This is a genomic window from Acrocarpospora corrugata (genome assembly GCF_009687845.1).
GTDB classification, from domain to species: domain Bacteria; phylum Actinomycetota; class Actinomycetes; order Streptosporangiales; family Streptosporangiaceae; genus Acrocarpospora; species Acrocarpospora corrugata.
Genome location: NZ_BLAD01000081.1, coordinates 39,950 through 61,407, shown reverse-complemented (window position 1 = coordinate 61,407; position 21,458 = coordinate 39,950). Strand labels below are relative to the sequence as shown.

Annotated in this window: 25 protein-coding genes; 14 read left to right on the top strand and 11 right to left on the bottom strand. The window is 66.8% G+C overall.

The window, feature by feature from the left end; translation table 11 throughout:
* Window positions 1-20 precede the first annotated feature (20 nt).
* Complete coding sequence (gene pknB, locus Acor_RS32115; protein WP_155340529.1) at window positions 21-1,856, top strand: Stk1 family PASTA domain-containing Ser/Thr kinase; 1,836 nt, start codon at window positions 21-23, stop codon at window positions 1,854-1,856.
* 125 nt (window positions 1,857-1,981) lie between these two features.
* Here the strand turns inward: pknB and Acor_RS32110 are convergent, their stop codons facing one another.
* The 3 genes from Acor_RS32110 to Acor_RS32105 are packed head-to-tail and all read right to left on the bottom strand — an operon-like array spanning window position 1,982 to window position 3,406.
* Entirely contained in the window at window positions 1,982-2,551 is a 570-nt protein-coding gene (locus tag Acor_RS32110) for an anthranilate synthase component II (protein ID WP_155340528.1), read from the bottom strand.
* Window positions 2,552-2,607: 56 nt separating this feature from the next.
* The gene (locus Acor_RS42440) at window positions 2,608-2,766 is read right to left on the bottom strand and encodes a hypothetical protein (protein ID WP_170317174.1); all 159 of its coding nucleotides are present in this window, start codon (window positions 2,764-2,766) and stop codon (window positions 2,608-2,610) included.
* Window positions 2,767-2,779: 13 nt separating this feature from the next.
* A complete protein-coding gene (locus Acor_RS32105; RefSeq protein ID WP_155340527.1) occupies window positions 2,780-3,406 on the bottom strand; it encodes a class E sortase in 627 nt (208 codons plus the stop codon).
* A 233-nt stretch (window positions 3,407-3,639) separates the two neighbouring features.
* On the opposite strand from Acor_RS32105, the gene Acor_RS32100 reads away from it, so the two are divergent.
* Entirely contained in the window at window positions 3,640-3,888 is a 249-nt protein-coding gene (locus Acor_RS32100; protein WP_155340526.1) for a cell division protein CrgA, read from the top strand.
* Window positions 3,889-3,958: 70 nt separating this feature from the next.
* Here the strand turns inward: Acor_RS32100 and Acor_RS32095 are convergent, their stop codons facing one another.
* Together Acor_RS32095 and Acor_RS32090 are read right to left on the bottom strand one after the other, a co-directional pair.
* Complete coding sequence (locus tag Acor_RS32095) at window positions 3,959-4,843, bottom strand: rhomboid family intramembrane serine protease (RefSeq protein WP_174876229.1); 885 nt, start codon at window positions 4,841-4,843, stop codon at window positions 3,959-3,961.
* A gap of 95 nt (window positions 4,844-4,938) precedes the next feature.
* Window positions 4,939-5,469 (bottom strand): peptidylprolyl isomerase, encoded by a 531-nt coding sequence (locus tag Acor_RS32090; protein ID WP_155340525.1) that lies wholly within the window; start codon window positions 5,467-5,469, stop codon window positions 4,939-4,941.
* Window positions 5,470-5,730: 261 nt separating this feature from the next.
* Between Acor_RS32090 and Acor_RS32085 the strand changes: the two genes are divergently transcribed.
* On the top strand, window positions 5,731-6,114 hold the full coding sequence (locus Acor_RS32085) for a hypothetical protein (RefSeq protein ID WP_155340524.1): 384 nt from the start codon (window positions 5,731-5,733) through the stop codon (window positions 6,112-6,114).
* Window positions 6,115-6,196: 82 nt separating this feature from the next.
* Window positions 6,197-7,270 (top strand): Rv3169 family protein, encoded by a 1,074-nt coding sequence (locus Acor_RS32080; RefSeq protein ID WP_155340523.1) that lies wholly within the window; start codon window positions 6,197-6,199, stop codon window positions 7,268-7,270.
* Between the two features lie 271 nt (window positions 7,271-7,541).
* Here Acor_RS32080 and Acor_RS32075 read toward each other — a convergent pair whose 3' ends face one another.
* Complete coding sequence (locus Acor_RS32075; RefSeq protein ID WP_155340522.1) at window positions 7,542-8,021, bottom strand: hypothetical protein; 480 nt, start codon at window positions 8,019-8,021, stop codon at window positions 7,542-7,544.
* Window positions 8,022-8,138: 117 nt separating this feature from the next.
* On the opposite strand from Acor_RS32075, the gene Acor_RS32070 reads away from it, so the two are divergent.
* From Acor_RS32070 to Acor_RS32060, 3 genes are all read left to right on the top strand, one after another.
* The gene (locus tag Acor_RS32070) at window positions 8,139-8,813 is read left to right on the top strand and encodes a response regulator transcription factor (RefSeq protein WP_155340521.1); all 675 of its coding nucleotides are present in this window, start codon (window positions 8,139-8,141) and stop codon (window positions 8,811-8,813) included.
* On the top strand, window positions 8,810-10,069 hold the full coding sequence (locus tag Acor_RS32065) for a sensor histidine kinase (protein WP_246239427.1): 1,260 nt from the start codon (window positions 8,810-8,812) through the stop codon (window positions 10,067-10,069). Before Acor_RS32070 ends, Acor_RS32065 begins: the two co-directional genes overlap by 4 nt.
* 69 nt (window positions 10,070-10,138) lie before the next feature.
* On the top strand, window positions 10,139-10,558 hold the full coding sequence (locus tag Acor_RS32060) for a Rieske (2Fe-2S) protein (RefSeq protein ID WP_155340520.1): 420 nt from the start codon (window positions 10,139-10,141) through the stop codon (window positions 10,556-10,558).
* Between the two features lie 19 nt (window positions 10,559-10,577).
* Here Acor_RS32060 and Acor_RS32055 read toward each other — a convergent pair whose 3' ends face one another.
* Both Acor_RS32055 and Acor_RS32050 read right to left on the bottom strand, forming a co-directional pair.
* Window positions 10,578-11,024, bottom strand: coding sequence for a hypothetical protein (locus tag Acor_RS32055; RefSeq protein WP_155340519.1), 447 nt, complete (start codon window positions 11,022-11,024; stop codon window positions 10,578-10,580).
* Complete coding sequence (locus tag Acor_RS32050; RefSeq protein WP_155340518.1) at window positions 11,008-11,607, bottom strand: PadR family transcriptional regulator; 600 nt, start codon at window positions 11,605-11,607, stop codon at window positions 11,008-11,010. The genes Acor_RS32055 and Acor_RS32050 overlap by 17 nt, the downstream gene beginning before the upstream one ends.
* A 67-nt stretch (window positions 11,608-11,674) precedes the next feature.
* On the opposite strand from Acor_RS32050, the gene Acor_RS32045 reads away from it, so the two are divergent.
* The gene (locus Acor_RS32045; RefSeq protein WP_218034608.1) at window positions 11,675-12,025 is read left to right on the top strand and encodes a cupin domain-containing protein; all 351 of its coding nucleotides are present in this window, start codon (window positions 11,675-11,677) and stop codon (window positions 12,023-12,025) included.
* Between the two features lie 23 nt (window positions 12,026-12,048).
* On the opposite strand, the gene Acor_RS32040 is transcribed toward Acor_RS32045, so the two are convergent.
* Entirely contained in the window at window positions 12,049-12,801 is a 753-nt protein-coding gene (locus Acor_RS32040) for an intradiol ring-cleavage dioxygenase (protein WP_155340516.1), read from the bottom strand.
* Window positions 12,802-13,058: 257 nt separating this feature from the next.
* Between Acor_RS32040 and Acor_RS32035 the strand changes: the two genes are divergently transcribed.
* From Acor_RS32035 to Acor_RS32020, 4 genes are all read left to right on the top strand, one after another.
* Window positions 13,059-13,886 (top strand): DUF72 domain-containing protein, encoded by an 828-nt coding sequence (locus Acor_RS32035; protein WP_218034605.1) that lies wholly within the window; start codon window positions 13,059-13,061, stop codon window positions 13,884-13,886.
* A 77-nt stretch (window positions 13,887-13,963) separates the two neighbouring features.
* Window positions 13,964-14,704 (top strand): hypothetical protein, encoded by a 741-nt coding sequence (locus Acor_RS32030; RefSeq protein WP_155340514.1) that lies wholly within the window; start codon window positions 13,964-13,966, stop codon window positions 14,702-14,704.
* A 220-nt stretch (window positions 14,705-14,924) separates the two neighbouring features.
* Window positions 14,925-16,652 carry a 5'-methylthioadenosine/S-adenosylhomocysteine nucleosidase family protein gene (locus Acor_RS32025; protein ID WP_170317172.1) on the top strand — a complete coding sequence of 576 codons (1,728 nt, stop codon included), beginning with the start codon at window positions 14,925-14,927 and terminating at the stop codon, window positions 16,650-16,652.
* Window positions 16,653-16,819: 167 nt separating this feature from the next.
* Window positions 16,820-17,242 carry a hypothetical protein gene (locus Acor_RS32020; RefSeq protein ID WP_155340512.1) on the top strand — a complete coding sequence of 141 codons (423 nt, stop codon included), beginning with the start codon at window positions 16,820-16,822 and terminating at the stop codon, window positions 17,240-17,242.
* A 225-nt stretch (window positions 17,243-17,467) separates the two neighbouring features.
* On the opposite strand, the gene Acor_RS32015 is transcribed toward Acor_RS32020, so the two are convergent.
* Complete coding sequence (locus tag Acor_RS32015) at window positions 17,468-18,193, bottom strand: helix-turn-helix domain-containing protein (protein ID WP_155340511.1); 726 nt, start codon at window positions 18,191-18,193, stop codon at window positions 17,468-17,470.
* A 232-nt stretch (window positions 18,194-18,425) separates the two neighbouring features.
* On the opposite strand from Acor_RS32015, the gene Acor_RS32010 reads away from it, so the two are divergent.
* Window positions 18,426-18,914 carry a MarR family winged helix-turn-helix transcriptional regulator gene (locus tag Acor_RS32010; RefSeq protein ID WP_155340510.1) on the top strand — a complete coding sequence of 163 codons (489 nt, stop codon included), beginning with the start codon at window positions 18,426-18,428 and terminating at the stop codon, window positions 18,912-18,914.
* Between the two features lie 73 nt (window positions 18,915-18,987).
* Window positions 18,988-20,433: an MFS transporter gene (locus Acor_RS32005; RefSeq protein WP_155340509.1), complete on the top strand. Its 1,446-nt coding sequence runs from the start codon at window positions 18,988-18,990 to the stop codon at window positions 20,431-20,433.
* A 302-nt stretch (window positions 20,434-20,735) separates the two neighbouring features.
* Here Acor_RS32005 and Acor_RS32000 read toward each other — a convergent pair whose 3' ends face one another.
* Complete coding sequence (locus tag Acor_RS32000) at window positions 20,736-21,365, bottom strand: DUF899 domain-containing protein (RefSeq protein ID WP_155340508.1); 630 nt, start codon at window positions 21,363-21,365, stop codon at window positions 20,736-20,738.
* Window positions 21,366-21,458 lie beyond the last annotated feature (93 nt).

The window sequence follows — 21,458 nt, the reverse complement described above, 5'->3', positions numbered from 1 at the left end:
GGCAAGGGACAGTGCAGGAAATGACTCAGCCACGACTACTCGGTGGTCGGTACGAACTCGACGGCGTCGTCGGGCGTGGCGGCATGGCCGAGGTGTATCGCGCCCGGGACATCCGGCTGGACCGCATCGTCGCGATCAAAACACTCCGTTCTGATCTGGCCAGGGACCACACGTTCCAGGCCCGGTTCCGGCGCGAAGCGCAGTCGGCTGCGTCCCTGAACCACCCGGCGGTCGTCGCGGTGTACGACACCGGCGAGGACATGACGGACGGCACGCCCGTGCCGTACATCGTGATGGAGTATGTCGACGGACGGACCCTCCGCGACCTGCTGCGCGCGGACCGGCGGCTGATGCCGGAACGGGCGGCGGAACTGGTCGACGGCATCCTGCGGGCGCTGGACTACAGCCACCGCGGCGGGATCGTGCACCGGGACATCAAACCGGCCAACATCATGGTGACCCGCAACGGCGAGGTCAAGGTGATGGACTTCGGCATCGCCAGGGCGATGGCCGACTCGGCCGCCACCATGACCCAGACCGCGCAGGTGATCGGGACCGCCCAGTACCTGTCGCCGGAGCAGGCCCGCGGCGAGCGGGTGGACGCGCGCAGCGACATCTACTCCACCGGCTGCGTGCTCTACGAGCTGCTGACCGGCCAGCCCCCGTTCACGGGGGACTCGCCGGTGGCGATCGCCTACCAGCACGTCCGCGAGGACCCGATCCCGCCGTCCAGGATCGACCAGGACATCCCGCGCTGGTGCGACGCGATCGTGCTCAAGGCGATGGCCAAGGACCCGGTGCACCGCTACCAGAGCGCCGCCGAGATGCGCGCCGATCTGCAGCGCGCGGTCCAGGGCATGCCGATGGACCCGCAGACGATGCAGCTGGCCAACAACTACGGTCAGTACGCCGGCGCCGACCGCACCCGGTCGATGTCGGCCCAGGGCGGGCCGCCCACCCAGGGCACCCGCAACATCCAGCCGTACGAGTACGGCCCGGAGGAGCGCGGCAGCCGCAGCGACCGGCACCGGGCCCCGAGCGGCAACAACGCGCTCAAGACGGCCGCCTGGATCCTCATCCCGCTGCTGATCATCGCGTCCTTCATCGGGGTCGGCTACGCGTTCCTGAGCTCGCCCAACCAGCCGGCCACGGCCGACCAGGTCGAGATCCCGATCGTGGAGGACCAGACCCAGGCCGAGGCGGAGAAGCTGCTCACCGCGGCCGGTTTCAAGGTCACCGCGGAGCCGGTGTTCAGCGCCGACGTCAAGAAGGGCCGCGCGATCACCACCGACCCCGTGCCCGGCACCAAGCTGGCCAAGGGCGAGGCGGTCATCCTCAAGGTCTCCAAGGGCGTCGAGACGGTCCTGGTGCCCGATGTGGCCGGCAAGACGCAGGTCGAAGCCACCCAGATGCTGCAGGACGCGGGCTTCACGGTGACGGTCGGGTACAAGAACTCCTCCGCAGAACAGGGCAAGGTCATCGAGACCAAGCCGGCGGCGGGCGCCGAGGCACCGAAGGAGAGCAAGATCCGGATCATCCTGCCGACCGAGCTGCTGGAGCTGCCGAGCGTGATCGGCATCCCCGTGGACGAGGCCAAGAGCGGGCTGGAGTCGGCCGGCTTCAAGGTGAAGGTCGTGGAGCAGCCGAGTGACACGGTGATCGCGGGTCAGGTCATCGACCAGTCCCCGGCGCCGGGGACCAAGCACCCGCCGGGCCGGACGATCACGCTGCTGGTGTCGAGCGGGCCGTCCAACGACTTCCCGACCGAGCCGCCGGTGACCGAGGATCCGAACGAGTTCCCGCCCGACGTGCCGGACGGCGGCGAGGTCGACATCGGCGACAACCCGAACGGCTGATCGATCAGGGCCTTCCCCTCCGGGGGGAGGCCCTTTTCGGCACGCCCCCACGGAAAGAGGGCTTCCGCCACTCGGGGGCGATGGCGGAAACCCTCACCCAGATGTCGTCCGGTGGTGGTGTCGTGTTACACGATTTGTGCGAGCCAGTTTCCGAATAGTTGATGCCCGTGTTCGGACAGCACCGACTCGGGGTGGAACTGCACGCCCTCGATGGGCGCGGTCCGGTGGCGCAGGCCCATGATGGTCCCGTCCGCGGTGGTCGCGGTCACGTCGAGTTCGCCGGGGACGGTGCTCGGGTCGACGGCCAGCGAGTGGTAGCGGGTCATCGTGACCGGGGTGGGCACGCCGCGGAAGACGCCGCGTCCGTCGTGCCGGATCCTGCTGGTACGGCCATGCATGAGCTCAGGGGCGCGCCCGACCTTGGCGCCGTACGCGATGGCGATGGCCTGGTGGCCGAGGCAGACGCCGAGCAGGGGGCGGCGGCGGGCGGCGCAGTGGCGGACCAGCGGCACGCTGACGCCGGCGTCCTCGGGGGCGCCGGGGCCGGGCGAGACGAGCACGCCGTCGAAGCCGTCGGCGTCGGCGGTGGTGACGGCGTCGCGGGGGCGGACGTCGCAGTCGGCGCCGAGTTCGCGGAGGTACTGCACGATCGTGTGCACGAAGCTGTCGTGGTTGTCCACGACGAGGACGCGCATAAGGCCACTCCTTATGAGCCGACTCCCTATGAGCCGACTCCCTATGAGCCGACTCCCTATGAGCCGACGGTCACCCGGTCGAGCGGGATCCTGGGTTCCGCCCACGGGAACACGACATACCAGAGTAGGGCGGCGGTGACACCGATCAGGATGAGGGTGCCGCATAGCTTGACTGCGGTGCCGCCGGGGAGCATTCGCCAGATGAGTCCGTACATTTCAGCCTTTGGGTCAGGTGCGGCGTTCCTGGGTGCCGTCGAGCACGCCGTACACGATCAGGCGTTGCCGGGCGGAGTACTCGGGGTGGCAGGTGGAGAGGGTGAGCAGGGCCTCTTTGGGGCGTTTGCCGGGGCGTTCTGGGACGGGTTCGATCACATCGACCTGGGTGGGGTAGACGATTTTCGAGCTGGTGACCCGGTAGGTGTAGCGGGCTTCCCGGGCGTCGATGATCACTTCGTCGCCGCGCTGGAGTTCGCCGATGCGGTTGAAGGGGGCCGAGTAGGTCGTCCGGTGCCCCGAAAGTACGAAATTTCCAATTTCGCCGGGCAGGGCCGTACCGGGGTAGTGGCCGGGGCCCTGGCGTAGGTGTTCGGAGTCGATGCCCTCGACGATCGCGTACTTGTACTCTGCGCCCAGCCGGGGGATGCGGATCAACGCCAGCGCCCGGCCCAGCTCGATGCTGTCCAGTTTGCCGTCCCCCGGCACGGTCGCGGCGTCCTGCGCGAACTGGCGTTGCAGCAGCTCCTGGTGGCGTTCGGTGTACGCGCTGGTCCCCCACAGCAGGTAGGCGCAGAACATCAGCATGACCAGCCCGAGGGTGATGCTGAGCTCGCCGAAAGTCCGGAGCACCGCCCGCACCGCACACCCCCTCATGTGACAACGGGCCCAAGGTATGCCGGATCGGACCGTCGGCCGCTGCCGCCAAGCCCGCGTTGGGGGATTGTTTACACTGCGATCGGATCCGGCATCGGATCCGGCGGAATGGCCGTGACGACGGGCGGCGACTATTCTTACTTCGGACTTCGCTCGCCAGCGACTACGCTTACTGACAAACCCGCAAGACAGCGCGGGTGACCACCAGGAGAACTCCCGTGCCCAAGTCCAACGTACGCAAGAAGGCCGTTTACACGCCGCCGTCGAAGACGAGCGCGGTCAAGGTCAGCCCGCGCTGGCTTGCGCCAGTCATGGTGACGTCGTGGATCCTCGGCATCGGCTGGATCGCCGCGTACTACGTCGTCAGCAACACCGGCCCGGTCTTCGGACCGCTCGGCAACTGGAACCTGCTCATCGGGTTCGCCCTGATCATCTTCGGTGTGGTGCTGTCCACGAAGTGGCGCTAGCAGCTCAGGGTGTTCCGGGCTGTGACTTTCCACAGGCTTTATCCACAGCCTGGGGAAACAGCCCGGAACCCTAGCCGCCGTTCAGCCGTTGCAGCTCCGCGATCAGCGCGTACGGGTCGGCGAGCAGCACCGTCAGCACCAGCGCGGCCAGCACCGCGACCGCCCCGACCAGCTGAATCGCACTGCGGTTCTGCTCCGGCGCGTACGCGAAGATGGCCGACACCAGCACGCCGATGACCAGCCCGCCCAAGTGGCCCTGCCAGCTGATCCCCGGAATCGCGAACGTGAGCACCACGTTGATGCCGATCAGCCAGAGCACGCCCCTGGCGTCGTACCCGAGCCGCCGGGAGACCACGAACAGCGCCCCGAACAGGCCGTAGATCGCGCCGGACGCGCCGACCGACGGGTAGACGCTGAACAGGAAGACGGCCACCGAGCCGCCCAGCGCCGACAGCAGGTAGAGCGCGGCGAAGCGCAGATGGCCCAGCCGCCGTTCCAGTTCGGGACCGATCGCGTAGAGCGCCCACATGTTGAAGAGGATGTGGGTGATCGCGAACGCCCCGGTCGGCCGCAGGTGCAGGAACGCGCCGGTGATCAGCCGCCACCACTCGCCCATCTCGATGGCGCCCGGCGCGGTGTTGAACCGGCTGACGAACGCGCCGCCCAGCACGATCTCCCCGAAATAGGCGACCACGTTGATCACCAGCAGCGTCCAGGTCACCCGGGGCACGGTCACCGCGCCGCCGCCGAACAGCGACTTCGCCTGCCGGACGCCCTTGTTGCCGTCGCGCACGCACTCCACGCACTGGAAACCGACCGCGGCGTCGCGCATGCAGTCAGGGCAGATCGGGCGCTCGCAGCGCTGGCAGCGGACGTAGGTCTCGCGTTCTGGGTGCCGGTAGCAGCTGGGGACCGCTTCCGCACCCGGCTGCATCGAGGGTGGGTGGATGGTCATGGGGTCCTTCCAAAGGGGTCTATCCACAGACTGCCATACGAAGACGCCGCCCTGGCCGCGCGATCGGCGGGCCAGGGCGGCGTTCGAACCTCGGATCAGGAGCGCTCGATCGTGACCTCTTCGATCACGACATCCTTGAGCGGCCGGTCCCGGTTGTCGGTCTCGGTCGCCGCGATCGAATCCACCACGTCGGTGCCCTCGATCACCTCGCCGAAGATGGTGTGACCCTGGTTCAGGTGCGGCGTGAGGCCGACCGTGATGAAGAACTGCGAGCCGTTGGTGCCCCGGCCCATCCGCTTCCCTGCGTTGGCCATGGCCAGCAGGTACTTGCGGTTGAAGATGTTCTCCGGGTGGATCTCGTCGTCGAAGTCGTAGCCCGGGCCCCCGATGCCCAGGCCGAGCGGGTCCCCACCCTGGATCATGAACCCGCCGATGACCCGGTGGAAGATCGTGCCGTCGTACAGCTTGGCGTTGGTCTTGGCGTTGGTCTCCGGGTGGGTCCACTCGCGCGTGCCCTCGGCGAGTTCGACGAAGTTGCGCACCGTCTTGGGCGCTTGGTTCGGGAAGAGTTTGACGCGAATCGTGCCATGGTTGGTACGCAGATTCGCGATGAGGTTCTCAGCCATGCGAAGGCCGCCCCCTTGGGTCGCTGATAGTTCCGGTCTCGGTGTTCATTGTCCGATGACAGGGTATCGAGGCTCCCACCGGCGGCCGGCCAGGATTGAGGGCTATTCAGGCGGGAAGGGGACGCAACGGGGCCCCAACCACAGGGGAGGTTTGCCGTGTCCCTGAATCTCAGAAGACGCCGCGTCGAAATGGTCCTACCGACGACGTGGTCGGGCCGAATGAAGGCCCAAGCCGTTCGGGCAGCCGACAAGGTCGGTCCGATGGCCAGCAACGCCCGCGAGGGCGCGTACAGCCGGTTCGAAGATGCCCGGGTGTGGGCTGCACCCAAGCTAGACCATGCGGCCCACTCGGTCGAGGATCAACTCGCCCCGCGCCTGAGCGCGTTGCTCGCGCAGACGGCACGACGGGTCGATCCGACGCCGATGAAGATGCAGACGCGTACGAACTGGCCGAGTCTGGTGCTCTTGGGCGGGCTTGCGCTGGGTGCTATCGGGTTCGTGATGTATCGCAGGAATGCCCAGCACTGGGCGGATGTGATGAAGAACAGCGCGGACGAGACGAAGAGAAAGGTCGGCGAGGCGGCTGACTCCATGGAGGAGAAGCTGGGCAAGCGGACTGACGAGGTCACCGGCCGGAAGCCGTAGATCTCTATCTTTCGGGTACGGCCGAGCCTTCGGGGTCGGCCGTATCTTGACGTTGTACCAAGCGCTTGTTAGACAGACGGGCATGACGCTGTCACCGCTCGACGACTATCCGATCCACCAGACGCCGCAGGTGATGCGGCACGTGGCCACCTCGGACCGGAACTTCTACGACCGGTACTACTTCAACTGCCACGCCGGCTCCGACGAGCTGATGCTGATCGTGGGGATGGGGCAGTATCCGAACCTGGGGGTCACCGACGCGTTCGCGTGCGTGCGCTATCGGGACCTGCACCGGGTGGTCCGGGCGTCGCGGGAGCTCGGGGTCGATCGGATGGACACGGCGGTGGGGCCGTTCCGGGTCGAGGTGCTCGAAGGGCTGAAGCGGCTGCGGGTCGTCCTGGAACCGAACGAGCATGGGCTGTCCTTCGATCTGACCTGGGAGGGCAGTATTCCGGCGACGCTGGAGCCCCGGCATTTCCTGCGGTGGCAGGAGCGGGTGGTGTTCGACTCCACCCGGATGGCGCAGACCGGCTCCTGGACCGGTCACATCCTGGTCGGCGACGAGCGCGTCTTCGTTACGCCGGATCGGTGGCAGGGCGCCCGCGACCGGTCCTGGGGTATCCGGCCCGTCGGCGAATCCGAGCCGCCCGGGATCCAGGTCAAGAACGCGGGCACGTTCTACTGGCTGTACACGCCGATGAAATTCGACGACCACGCGATTCTGTGCATCATCCAGGAGGACGAGAAGGGCCGCCGGGTTCTCGAAGAAGCCGTCCGGGTCTGGTCCGACGGCAGGGAAGACGAATATCTCGGCCGCCCCGAATACCACCCCGTCTACGCCCCCGGCACCCGCGACGTGCAATCCGCCGTCCTGACCTTCTCCCCACCCACCGGCAAGCCCTTCGACGTCCGCTGCACCCTCCTCCTCCCCGTCCACCTCATGCTCGGCACCGGCTACGGCCTGGAACCCAACTGGCGCCACGGCATGTACCAGGGCCCCACCCCCGTCGTGGAAGGCGTCACCTACACCCTCCCCGACGACGCCCCCAAAATGTGGGGCCTGGTCGACGCCGTGGCCCGCTTCGAATACGAAAACAACACCGGCCACGGCCTCTACGAATACTGGGCCCTCGGCCCCCACCCTTCGTTCACGTAGCCCATCCCCTGACTCACCGCCATCCGCCGCCGTTCCCGCTGGTGGTAGTCGCCAGCTGCGGTGACGATCCTGCCCGCGACTCCGCAACACGGAACTGACGGCCCGCCCCAACGTCAGACGCCAGCCAGGCAACTGATTTGGCGAGGACTGGCGGCCTACATTCTTGGTTCAGGCGGGCCGCCGGAAGGCCAGGCCCTTCTGGCGCCGGTGCGGCGAGAAGTGGGTCGGGCGTAAACGGCGCCGGATAACGGCGAGGAACCCTACGGCTTGGTCATTCGGTGGGAGGGACGGCGGGGGCAGCGCAGGTGATCGCGCCGGGTGGCGGTGTGGGGGCGGCGGAGCCGGGTTCGGTTACGCCTGCGACGCCTGTCCCCTGGGCTACGAGGCGTCCTTGGACTTGTACCGCGCCGGCTTCGGTGGTCACCGTGAACTGGGGGGTGCCCGAGGGGAGCGGTGCGCCGGAGGGGAGCGGTGCGATGGAGCGGACGGGGGCGTCGGAGGAGAGGACGGTGCCCGGTGGCGCGGGGGCGGTGGTCGCGTTGGGGTCGAGGAGGGCGGGGGTCGCCGGGATGGCGGGGACGGCGTCGACCTCCTTGCCGTTGACGTAGACCTTTCCGTCCTTGAGTTGCAAGGTGACGGTGAGGCCCTTCTCGCAGGTGGGGGGGTCCTCGGTGGCGTTGGCGGCGCCGGTGAGGGTGGTGGTGAGGGCGAGCACCAGCGCGCCCACGGTGATCATGCGTTTTCCTGGCATGCGGAGCTCCTTCTGATCGATTGGGTCCACCATCTCGATCCGTACCTGAACTGGACCTGAAGGCACCTGAAGTGATCTTCAGGCTGTCTTTAGGTGGGTTCGGGCACCCTGAAAGTCATGCGCGTGCTGCTGGTGGAAGACGAACGACGACTGGCCGACCTGATGAAGAGCGGCCTGGCCGAGGAGGGGTTCGCCGTCGACATCGCCCACGACGGCGTAGAAGGTCTCTGGTTAGCCGGTGAGAACAGCTATGACGCGATCGTCCTGGATGTCATGCTGCCGCGCCTGAACGGTTACGCCGTCTGCCGCCGTCTCCGCGATGCGGAGAACTGGACGCCCATCATGATTCTCACCGCCAAAGACGGTGAATACGACGAAGCCGAAGCTCTCGACACGGGTGCTGACGACTTCCTCTCCAAGCCCTTCTCCTACGTCGTGCTGCTGGCCCGCCTCCGCGCCCTCATCCGCCGCGGTGGCCGCGAACGTCCGGCCGCGCTGACCGTCGGCGACCTGGTGGTGGACCCCGCCAGCCTGACCTGCCGCCGCGGCGAGACCACGATCGCCCTCACCCCGAAGGAGTTCGCCGTGCTGCACGCCCTCGCCCGCCGCCCGGGCGAAGTCGTCTCGAAAGCTGAACTTCTCGCTCAGGCGTGGGATTTCGCGTACGACGGTGATCCCAGCATCATCGAGGTCTATGTGAGCGCGCTTCGCCGCAAAATCGACGCGCCCTTCGGGCGTACCACGCTGACCACGATCAGAGGAGCCGGCTACCGGTTGGAGGGTCGGCGGTGAAAGCGCTGGTCGGAGGATGGTCGCTTCGGGTGCGGGCGACCGTGGTGGCGACGCTGGTGGTCGCGGTGGCGCTGGCGGCTGCGGCGGTGGTGCTGACCGGGGTGCTGCGGGGGAGTCTGGTGCGGAGCGCGACCGACCAGGCGTCGTTGCGGATGACCAGTGTGATGGGACATCTGGCGGTGCCCGCGATTCCGGTGACGCCCGCGGTCGGCCTGGGAACGACGACGGCCACCAACGCCGGCGTGGCGCTGGATCCTGACGTGCAGGTTCTGCGGCCGGGGGTGCGCGGCGAGAGCTGGACCCAGGAGGGCTACATCTTCGTCACGGAGACGGTCGACACGAAATCCGGACCGCTGGTGGTCAGCGCCCGGGCGTCGCTGCAGCCGACCGAACAGGCGCTCGCCGCCCTGCGCACTCTGCTGATTTTCGGAATCCCCGCCCTGTTGCTCCTGGTAGCGGTGCTGACCTGGCTTTTCATGAGCAAAGCCCTGGTTCCCGTATCCGGAATTACCGCCAAACTGGCCGACATAACGGCACGCGACCTGCATCAACGTGTTCCAGTGCCGGTTGCCCGTGATGAGATCAACGCCCTGGCTCGTACGGTCAACGCCACGCTTGACCGGCTTGAGACCGCGGTCGAGCATCACAAGAGGTTCGTCGCGGATGCGGCGCATGAGCTGCGGAGTCCGATCGCCACGCTGCGTACCCGTCTGGAGCTGGGCGAACGGGCCGCGCCCGAGTTGGCCCGCGAGTCGCTCACCGACGTGACCCGGCTCCAGACCATCGCCGCCGACCTGCTTCTCCTGGCCCGCCTGGACGCCGGAGAACCCTTGCGCACCGAAGAGGTCGACCTGGGCCAGTTGGCCACAGAAGAGGCCCTCCGCCTCCACCCCCAGATGCCGATTTTTCTGGAAATAGCGCCAGATGTTCTGGTGAAGGGCTCCCCCACTCATCTCACCCGGGTGATCACCAATCTCCTCGGCAACGCCCTCCGGCACGCCGACTCCACGATCACCGTCCGCCTCACCGCCGACGCCACCCTGGATGTCATCGACGACGGTCCCGGCATCCCTCCAGAGCACCGCGAATCGGTTTTCGACCGCTTCACCCGCCTGGACGAGGCCCGCGACCGGGACGCCGGCGGCGCCGGGCTCGGGCTCGCGATCGCCCGCGAGATCGCGCACGCCCACGGCGGCACCCTCACCGTCGCCGACACTTCCGCAACGTGCCTACGCCTCCGCCTCAAACCCCTCTGAACCACATCATCCCGGCATCCGTTCCCCGTACGGGGGCATCCGTGTTCGTGCGATCAGAAGGGCACTTCCATGGAGGAACCGGGAACTTCCCGTCGTAAGTTCATCTTCCGCAGCCTCACCGGCGGCCTCACCGCCGCCCTCACCTCAGCTGTCGCCCTGGTCCGGCCGGCCACCGCCGACACCGAAACCGCCCAAGGAGCCTTCCTGGCGAAAACCAAGAGCATCCCGTTACGCGGCGGCAAAATCATCAAGGTGGGCAGTTCCCGCTTCGTGGTCACCCAGCCCAGCAAGGGCGTCTTCCGCTGCTTCACCGCCAAATGCACCCACCAGGGCTGCACCGTCGCCAGCGTCGGCGGCCGAACCATCAACTGCCCCTGCCACGGCAGCAAATTCGCCATCGCCACCGGCCACGTCGTCCAGGGCCCGGCGACCAAGTCACTCCCCAAGAAGCGCATCACCGTCAAGAAGGGCTCGATCCGCCTGGCTTAGAAGCCCTTACGGGTCCGCTTCAGCGCGCTGAGCCGCCTGAAGCGGGTCCGCTCGTCAATTCCGCGGTCACCCGATCCAGTAGCGATGCGAATCCCTGCCGGGTGGTCGCCTCGAAGCCGACGAAGAAGCGGTTGGCCAGGGGGACGCCCCAGCGCATCCATTCGGCCGCGTTGAGGACGCGGTGCACGAGTTCGGTGCCGTTTGGGTGGGGTTTGATGTGATATTCGCCGCGATACCACCATCCGCCTTGGGCTGCCAGCCAGGATGGGCCGACTTCGACGGTCATGGAGTGGCTGGGTGTGGTCAGGGTGAATCGTTCCGGGCCGCCGGTGAGGACGCCTCCGTGGGAGGTCAGTAACCAGCAGTTATCCGGTCCGACCTGGCCGGGCCGTACCGCGAGCAGAAGCGCGGAGACGCGGTCGGCCGGGGCTTCGATCACGCCGTGGACTTCACATATCGTCCGCATGGTGTCTCTCCAGGAGGGCGGCGGTGGATTCCAGGTCCCACGTGAGGGCTCCAGATCTGAGGTCGGCGAGCAGGTCGCTCACCCAGGCCAGTTCGGCGGCTTTGAGCGTGCGGTCGAAGTCCGCCTCCAGCAGGACCAGTCGGGGCAGATAGCTCGCTTGCTCCAACTGCGCATGGATAGACGCGAGTGCGCTTTCCAGCGAGGCAGCTCGCTTGGCCAGCGCCGCTTCGGCCTCGGCAGGTGGCAGGGCGCCCGTCAAAGACAGGGCGGCATGAAGAATGCGCGCATCCGGGTCGGGTTGTTCGAGTAGCGCCCGCACCCGGGTCGCCAGTTCCGTCCGCCCGGCCGGCGTGATCGTGAACACCGTGCGTTCCGGCCGCCGCCCATCCCGGCTGACGGCAGCCGGAACGATGAATCCGGCCGCGACCAGCCGATCCACGGCGTGATACAGACTCCTCGGCAGCCCGGTGACGAAATCCTTGCGCGTGTCCACGATGAATCGATGCAGCTCATACGGGTGGCTGGGCCGCAGATTCAACAGCCCAAGCACACACAGACCCACCAGATCCGGACCACGCGCCATCCAGTCACCCCTTATAGCATTTTGCACTATGGCATCATGCTACTTGGTACTGTAATCGCCCGTGAACGTGTATGTGGGGAACGCGAACGTGGACGCGGCGACCGATCGGGGCTGGCTCCTGGGCCATTTCAAAGCCCCCGATGAGGTACGGCACAGCGAGGACGTCGAGATCAAATGGGGCATCCACCGCGCCGGCGACGAACGCTCCCAGTGGGTGACCGGCGAACACCGCACCGCCCTGCTCATCCTGATCAGCGGCCGGTTCCGGATAGAGCTCCCCGACCGGACCGTCCTCCTGGCCAACCAGGGCGACTACGTCGTCTGGGGCAAGAACGTCGACCATTCCTGGCACGCCGAGGAAGAATCCGTCGTCATGACCGTACGGTGGCCGTCGATCCCCGGTTACGCGGCCCCGTAGCTTCTTGGGTCCATTAGGAGGTCTCAGACGCGGACGTCCAGCGTGGCCGTATAACCGTTCGTGGCGTCACCGGTAAGGGTCGCGAGCTGCGCCGAATACCCGTCGCTGAACACGTTGTCGTCCTCCAACGAGGACCCCTGCAGATTGGCGGCGCTCTGCTCGTACCCGGAAGTCGTGTACACCTCGGCGCACACCTCCGCCGGAAACGCCAACTGCGTGGTTTTGACGCTGTCCGAAGCCGCGGTGGCCTCGGCGAGGCTTGCGTACACCTCGAAATGAATGTGCGGCCACCGTCCCGCGTACGCGCCCGGGAAGATCGTGGTGAACCGGACCCGTCCGTCCGCGCCCGCCTCCTGGACACCACGCAGGTAGTTCTCCTCGGTGACCCCCTCCGAGTACATCGAATATCTCCCCTCCCGGTCGCAGTGCCAGAGGTAAACAGCCGCGCCGGCCGCATTGACGACATTGAGTTCCAGGACCAGCGGAACCCCTTCCGCCACCCCCGATCCCGACCCGAAACTCGACCGGATGTCCTCCCGGACGACCCCGCTCTGACTCAGCGCATTAGGCCCATTGGACCCGTCCCCCGGATAGGGCCCAGCGGTTTCGTCGGGAATCTCCTCCTGCCCTGCCGCCGGCTGTCCTGTCGTCGCGGGCGGTTCTTCGTTCGTGGAACAGCCCACCGCGCCCACCAGCACCGCCCCGCCGAACAGCCCGAGCGCCCCCCGCCGCCCGACCAACCGCGACAGATCAAACGCGAGCCCGCGATCGTGCATATTCCCTCCTCGATTTCCCGCCGATACCGATAACCCTCCACCCCACACCTAAGAATTCGATGACAACAACCCCAGATTCCGGTTAGCCGTCCAAACACCACCCGCCGTCACGACCAGCCCGTCGCTGACCAAGGGCATGCGTGCCACCATGTTCAACACCGGCCAGACAGCCACGCCGTCGGTACCCTTGGCCGGTCGCGTCGCTGGTGCTGATTTTCGGTAGCGTCGGGGCCATGCGGCTTCATGTGGGATGCGCGATGTGGACTCACGCGCCATGGCAAGGGCGGTTCCTGCCGCATCCGCTCGCTCCCAAAGAGCGTCTGAAGGCCTATGCGATCTGGTGTAACGCGGTCGAGGGCAACACGACCTTCTACGCGACGCCCGCGAAGAGCACGGTGGAGACCTGGGCGCAGCAGACCGATCCCGACTTCCGCTTCGTGGTCAAACTGCCGAAGTCGATCACGCACGAACGCCGTCTCATCGGAGCCGACGAGGAACTCGGGGCGTTCCTGGACGCGATCGAGCCGCTGGGCCCGCGAGCCCATGCGCTCTGGGTGCAGTTGCCGGGGTCATTCGGGCCGGCCGACCTGGGGACTCTGGCGGCGTTTCTTCATCGGCTTCCGCACTCGTACAGGTACGCGGTCGAAGTGCGGCACCGCGCATTCTTCGAGGACACCCGATCCGTACAACTCCTCGAAGGCGTCCTCGCCCAGACTGACACGGAGTGGATCCCGTTCGACACTACAACGCTTTTCCGGAGCCCGCCGACCAGCGACGCCGAACGAGAAGCCTGGACCAAGAAGCCGCGCCTGCCGCTCAGAATGCGCGCCCTCACCGACCGCCCAATCGTTCGCTACCTCGGCCGGGACGCCGAGGACCGCACGATCGAAGGCTGGCGGCAATGGATCCTCACCGTCGTCGAATGGCTGCGCGAAGGCCGCTCGCCGACCGTGTTCATCCACACCCCCGACAACGCCGACGCGCTCATGCTCGCCCGGCGTTTCTATGACGAAGTCCGGGCCGTCCTGCCCGAGATCGAACCGCTCCCGGACCCCGCGCCGATCGAACCACTGACCCTGTTCTGACCTGAGGGAAGATCCTCAGACCAGGATGAGTACGACAGCGGTGTCCGAAGCGCCCTCCCCAGCGAGAACATATCGCCATGAAATGGTGGATCTTCTGGGTATCTCTAGCTTTCACGATCGTCGCCGCCTGGCTGATCCTCTACGCCGACGTCTCCCCTGAGACCCTGCTCTCCGTCGGACTCGGCGCCATCAGTCTGATCTGGCTGATCATCCTGCTGACCGTGCCGTGGAACCTCTACTTCAGCGCCCGCCGCGTCGTCCACGAGACCCACCTGTCCCGCGAGCGCGGCATCGAGGTCCCGCAGGCCCGCGAGGACGAGGCCCGCGAAATCGCCCGCAGAATGCTCCGCTTCGCCATTGCCGGGCACCTCATTTCGGCCGCCGTCATCGCCGTGATCACGTTCTACTCCGGCGCCCAGGTCGGCTATTACTTCGCGGGCTTCTACCTGCTGGCCACGTTCTTCCGGCCCGCCGGTTCGTACATGAGCCACCTGCGCGAGCGCGTCACCAATCTGATGGAGGAATTGCACTACCCCCGCCAGGACGTCGCCACCCTCCGTACCCAGGTCGCCGAACTCACCGACGCCCGCACCCGACTCGACCAGACAGTCAACGAACTCAGCGAATCACTCGACGAGCTCCGTGCGGAACTGGCCACCGCCCAGGCTGCCGCGGAAACCGCCGACCATGACCTGAACCGCCGCATTACCCAGATGTCGCGCCGCTTCGACGAAACCGTGGACGGCCTGAGCGACAACCAGGAACTCATCACCGGCCTGAAGGCCTTCCTCCGCCTCGTACGCTCCGACTCCGTCTAACGAAATTCCCGTGCTGTCATTCACATAAAGAGAAGAGCTCTCTTTTCAGCGAGAGATGCGTAATTATAGGAGGGTGGGTGATGTTGGGCCGGGAGTATCCTTCCGTGTGGCGTTTAGGGCTTCTCGCGCCATTTTGCAGGCTCCCGACGGCAAGCGCGCCTATTCAACAGTCCGACCTAGAGGGATAAACGGGCTTATTCGGTCAAGAGCGCCGCTTTGGGTGATTCTTTGGATCGCGGGCAGGGAGAGCCGGCTGGTCTGGCAGGACCTCGACGGGTTCGCCCTGCTGGAGCGGCCGCTCGTGCAGCGGCAGCGTGGGGGCGGGTTGCTGGTCTCGACGCTGCGCCTGGCCGACCGGCGCTGGGAGTTCCTGGCGCTGTTCACCATTCCCGCGCTGTTCCTGCTGGCGTCGGTCGCGATGATCCCGTTCCGGGCGTATCTCATCGCGCTGGGGCTGGTCGCCGCCGGATTGACGGCTTTGGTGGTGATGATGGCGGGTCTGCCGATCCGGCAGGCATACATCCTGATCAGGGGCTTCTTGGGTTATCAGTCCGCCGAAGAGAACGTGGTGGGGAATCTGCCGTTCGAGCACTGGTGGATGCCTTTGTGCCATCAGTGTGTCCCGGAACGTGTCGACACGATGCCGGATCAGGTCCGGATGCGGCTGAGTCGCCTGATCCGCGGGGAAGTTCAGGATGCGGCCGCGCTGCTGGGAGCGCGGGCCGATCGGGCCCAGGTCACCGAGGTGCTCGTCTGCCTGCTCGACGGGGCGACCAGTCCTGATCTTCGCGCCGCCCTGGTCAAGGCGACCGCCGCGCCCGCTTCTGACCGCGTCGCCCTGATCGCGGGGTCGGCCACCCCGGAAGAGTCCCAGCGCAAGTTCGCGGAATCCGGGGGGTTCCTCCCGCTCTATCTGCTCGGCGTCCTGGTCGCCGTCCTCGCCGAATCCACGCTGGTGCCGGGATTCGAGCAGGAGGCATGCGCTCCGGACCCGTGCCGGGGAAGACCCGACGACTTCGGCTCAGCCTTTCGCTGGCTACTCCAGCGCCTGCTCCTGAGCGACCCGAACGGACTCAGCCCGCTGAGCTTCAAGGCGTGGACTTTCGGCTGGCTGACCAGCCTCTTGGGCCTGGTGCTGATACCGGTGGCCATCCTGTCGTTCAAACAGTTCGTAGCCGCCCAGAGAAAAGCGAAAGCCGACTTCCAACGGAGGCATGGCGTGACCTCACACACCCGGGTCCTGATCCTGGTGGCCACCAGGCGCGAAGTCGCCGCAGTCATCTCCGCCGCCACAAAAGACGGCCGCGAAGCCGAGCAGTGGCACCTCACCCACCACACGGTATTCAAACTCGGCGTGATCAGCTCCGCGGAGGTCTTCCTCTGCCGATGCGAACAGGGCGCCCTCGGCCCGGGCGCCGCCACCCTCGCCACCCAATCCCTCATCGACCAGGTACGCCCTTCGTACGTGATCCTCACCGGCATCGGATACGGCCTCAAGGACGACCACGAACTCTGCGACATCATGGTCGCGACCCAGGTCCGGGTAATGGACCAGAAGCGCGTCCAGAACGGCGCGGAATTCGTCGTGGGCGACCGGGTCTCGCCATCGGTCACCCTGGGCAGCCGAGCCGACGCCGCGGCCACCGGCTGGACCGGCCCCGACATCCATTTCGGCCCGATGCTGGCCATGAACACCCTGGTCAACGACAAGACCCTGCGCGACCATCTGAAAACCACCAACCCCGACGCGATCGGCGGCGAAATGGAAGCCGGCGGCGTGTACGCCGCCGCGGCGAAGGCCGGAGTCGACTGGATCGCCATCAAATCGATCTGCGACTGGGGCGTGGAAAAGAACGACGAACACCAGGCCCCGGCCGCCAAAGCCGCAGCCGAGTTCGTCATCCGAATGGTGGACCAGGGCGGCCTGAACGAACCCCCATCCCGCTGACACGTGCACGTCACCTCCCAGTGACATCGATGGCGACATCCTCTGGCGAGAAGCATGGGCAGAACACGCCTGGTGCGCCGTCGGCCATTCCCTCTGGGGAATTGTCCGGTGGAGGCCCCTTCTCGCAAGGTGGGCGGGTACACGGACCTGCCGACCGAGGAGAAACGATGACCGACATCCATGCGCAAGAGCTGGCCGGCCGCTACGTCGCGCTCTGGAACGAGCCGGACGCGGGGCTACGCCGAAAGGCGATCGAGGAGGTGTGGTCCGGGGACGGAATCCACCTCCTCCAGCCGCCCGCAGAGATCCGGGAGGTCGCCGCCGGGCTGGGCTTCGACTCCACCGCCCTTTCGGCCCACGGGTACGACGAGATCGAAGTGCGGGTGGCGCGCTCCTATGAGGAGTTCGTCGCCCCCGGAGAGTTCTTCTTCCGGCCCCGCGGCGACGCCGTTCGCCTTCGCGACGTCGTCAAGTTCACCTGGGAGATGGTGCCCGTCGGGGGCGACGAGGCGGTGGGCGGCGGCCTGGAGGTACTCGTGCTCGACGGGGACGGGCGTATTACTGCCGACTACATGTTTCCCGGGCTCTGACGAACGGGCTCACGGACCAGAAGGATCACTCGGTGGCCGTCCTCATTTCGCGACGCCACGCCTACGACCAGCAGAAACTCATACACCACCTCCGTGGACGCAACCCCGGACCCACAGACCGGACTCACGGACCGGGCTCCTGACGGACCACGTCTGACGGACCACGTCTGACGGACCACGTCTGACGGACCGGGCTCCTGACCGACCGATCGCTGCGGCTGCGGATCACCCGGCCAGCAGCGCCGCCGTCGTCGCGTCGGCGGGTAGGAACGCCTCCAGTTTCAGTTCTGACACGGTCACGTCGAGCGCGGTCGCGAACGTCGTGATAGTGGTCGTGAGCCGTAGCTCGCCGCGCGCCGAGCGAAGCCGTACTGGGACGGCGAAACCCACGTGGTCGGGGCCCGGCGCGGCATTCGGCACGTAGCCGGACAGTTCCTCGTACAGGTCGTCCCGAGGGATGCGGTCGAGGATGTGTTGTGCCCACTGCTCCAGGTTGACGATTCGCGATGCCAGGCCGTCTGGGTGCAGGGAGAGGCGAAGCACGTTGATCGGCGGGCGTAGCAGGTGTTCCGCGATGCCCTCGGTGAGCAGGTCGAACGCGTCGTTGGCGAGCACCAGCTCGTGCCGCGCGTCCACGACGATCGCGGGATAGGGCAGGTGGCCGGTCAGGATGTGCCGAAGTGCGGTGCGTACGTGCTCCAGGCCGGGGTCGTCCAGTGGGGTCTGCGGGTAGACAGGGGCGTAGCCGGCCGAGAGCAGGAGATCGTTGCGCTCCCTCAGCGGGAGTTCCATCGACTCGCTGAGCCGTACAACCATGGAGCGGCCGGGTCGGGAGCGGCCGCTTTCCATGAAGCTGAGGTGGCGTTGCGTCGTGCCCGCGCGCAGGGCGAGGTCGAGTTGGCTGAGACGGCAGCGCTGCCGGGTTGAGCGCAGGGCATGAGCGAAGTCCACCCGTCCAGTGTGCCGAGTCTGTCCATTCCTTCGAGGGAATTGTCACCATTCCCGCGACGGCGCAGGGGCTCGCCGGGCGGCTCTGCGACGGGTGGCTGCCCTCCCGCCGACTACCAGGCGGGCCTCGCGGATGCCTGCGAGGCCCGGGTGTGTCAGCTGACCGTTTGTGGTGTATCTAATATGCTCCCGTCGATAGATAATCCGGAACGGGACTAGTTGTTATGCTGGGGATATGACCGCCATGGCACCCGCTCGTACCGAACCGGACTTGTCGTTTCTGCTGGACCACACCAGCCATGTGCTGAGGACCCGGATGGCGGCGGCGCTCGCCGAGATCGGGCTGACGGCACGGATGCACTGCGTGCTGGTTCACGCCATGGCGGAGGAGCGGACCCAGATCCAGCTCGCCGAGCTCGGAGACATGGACAAGACCACGATGGTGGTCACCGTCGACGCCCTGGAGAAGGAGGGGCTCGCCGAGCGCCGCCCGTCCAGTACGGATCGACGGGCCCGGATCATCGCGGTCACCGAGAAGGGCGCCGAGGTCGCGCGGCAGAGCCAGCAGATCGTTGACGGCGTACACAAGGCGGCCCTGGACTCGCTGTCCGAGGATGAGAGCGCGACGCTCGTACAAATCATGAATCGCCTGGCGACCGGGCATCTGGCCGCTCCGTCCGAGGCGCCGCAGGCAGCCCGGCGGGCACGACAGCGCATGAAATAGGTCTGCAAGGGATCGTCCGTTACAGAACTATCTGCTACGGTCGCTTCTGTTCCCTCTTGAACAGGAGACGACCATGTCGCGCACCTCACCTTCCCCGTCCCGCTGGCTCGCGCTCACCGTGCTGTCCGCCGCGATGCTGATGACGATTCTGGACGGCAGCATCGTGACCGTGGCACTGCCGGCGATCCAGCAGGATCTGGGCTTTTCGCCTTCCGGGCTCAGCTGGACCGTCAACGCATACCTGATCGCTTTCGGCGGGCTGCTGCTCCTCGCCGGCCGGCTGGGCGACCTCATCGGCCGAAAGGCGATGTTCCTGGCCGGAAACGTGGTCTTCACCGTCGCGTCGCTGCTGGCCGGAGCGGCCACCGGGCCCACCATGCTGATCGCCGCCCGATTCCTGCAGGGCGTCGGCAGCGCGATGGCCTCCGCGGTCGTCCTCGGCATCCTGGTGACACTGTTCACCGAGACCGGGGAGCGCGCGAAAGCGATCGGCATCTTCAGCTTCACCGGCGCCGCCGGCGCCTCGATCGGCCAGGTCCTCGGCGGAGTCCTCACCGACGCGCTCAACTGGCACTGGATCTTCTTCATCAACCTGCCCATCGGGCTGGCCACCATCGCGCTGGCGATCAGGGCCCTCCCCGCCGACCGCGGCGCCGGCCTCGCCGCCGGAGCCGACGTCCTCGGCGCCGCCCTGGTCACCAGCGGCCTGATGCTGGGCATCTACACCGTGGTCAAGATCGAGCAGTACGGCTGGCTCGCCGCCCACACCCTCGGACTCGGCGCGATATCACTCGCCCTCCTGGCCGCATTCTTCGTCCGCCAAGCGACAGCCAGAACCCCGCTGATGCCGCTACGGATCTTCCGCTCGCGCAACGTCTGGGGCGCCAACCTGGTCCAGGTCCTGACGCTTTCGGCCATGTTCGCCTTCCAGATCATCGTCGCCCTCTACATGCAGAAAGTCCTCGGCTACGGCGCACTCGACACCGGCCTCGCGATGCTCCCCGCCGCCCTGGCCATCGGCGGCGTCTCCCTGTTCGTCTCCGCCCGGCTCAACACCCGCTTCGGCGAACGCGCCGTCCTGCTGGCGGGCCTGGTGCTCCTGCTCGGGGCGATGGGCTGGCTCACCCGCGTCCCGGTGAACGCGAACTACGTCACCGACCTGCTCCCGGTGATGCTGCTCATCGCAGGCGGCGGCCTGGTCCTCCCCGCACTGACCGCGCTCGGCATGTCCGGCGCCAAAGCCGACGACGCCGGCCTCGCCTCCGGACTGTTCAACACCACCCAGCAGATCGGCATGGCCACCGGCGTCGCAGTACTCTCCACCCTGGCCGCCTCACGCACCGAAGAACTACTGACCGCCGGCAACACCGAGGCCCTCGCCCTGACCGGCGGCTACCACCTGGCCTTCGGCACCGCCGCCGCCCTACTCGCGACCGCCATCGCCGTCACATTCACCGTCCTCCGCCAGCACCAGCCGAACACCGCCCCCGCCGAACTGACACTCCAGCCCAGAGCCTGATGTTCCCCATGGGCCCACTTATCCGTATGCAGGGTGTTGCGGCCCACCGGGGGGAATCCGCTGACCCGGAGCTCGCCGTGAGCCCACCCATCCCTAAGCAAGGCCCTGCAGCATCCTGCAAACGGACGCCAACACGGACCCGCCCAACCCCTAAGCAAGGCACTGCAAACATCCCGCTGGCAAGAGTCCGCCATGGATCCCCACCGCAGGGTAGGGCGATGCAACATCCCGCAACAGGCGGCCGGCCCACCTCAAGCAGGGCGCTGCAACATCATGCAAACGGACGTCCGCCGTGGATCCGCCTAACCGTATGTAGGGTGCTGCGGCCAGCCGGGCGGAGAGTCCTCCCAGTCCTCCTGTCGGCCATAGGCGGTGATGTCGAGGATGTTGTGGGTGAACAGGATCCGGTCGACGCCGCGGGACGTGGTGCTGTACGTCCGGTAGATGGTGTCGCCGTCACGTAGGAAAACGCTCAGCATGAAGCCGCGGCCCGCGCCGCAGTCGTCGGCGAATGCCGTCCCATGGGATGACACGAACGGCAGGGTCCACCCCATCCGCGCCTTGTATGCCTCAATCTGGGCGAGCGGCATGTTCGACACGGTCACCCACGTGACTCCGAGCCCGGCGAGCTTGGCCAGCGCAGTCACCGGGACGTTGTTCGTGAACGCGGTGCAGCCCGGGCAGTAGTGGCTGGGCCCGTTGTCCATGAACTGGTAGACGACCAACTGCTGCCGGCCCTCGAACAGGTCGAGCAGAGGTTTGGCACCGGACGGCGTGTCGAATGTGTACGAATCGGCGAATTCGACCATTGGGAGGCGGCGGCGCTGGGCGGCGAGAGCGTCCAGGGCGCGAGTCGCTTCCTTCTCGGCCTTGAGCAACTCGTCACGGGACTGCTGCCACTCTTCGGCCGAAACTACCTTTGGTTTCTCCATCCATCGATTGTGCCCCGCGGCACCGACAATTCCCGGGAGACGTTCATGATCTCCCTGGCGTAAGGCTTCGCCGGGAGCGGCGAGCGTTGCGTC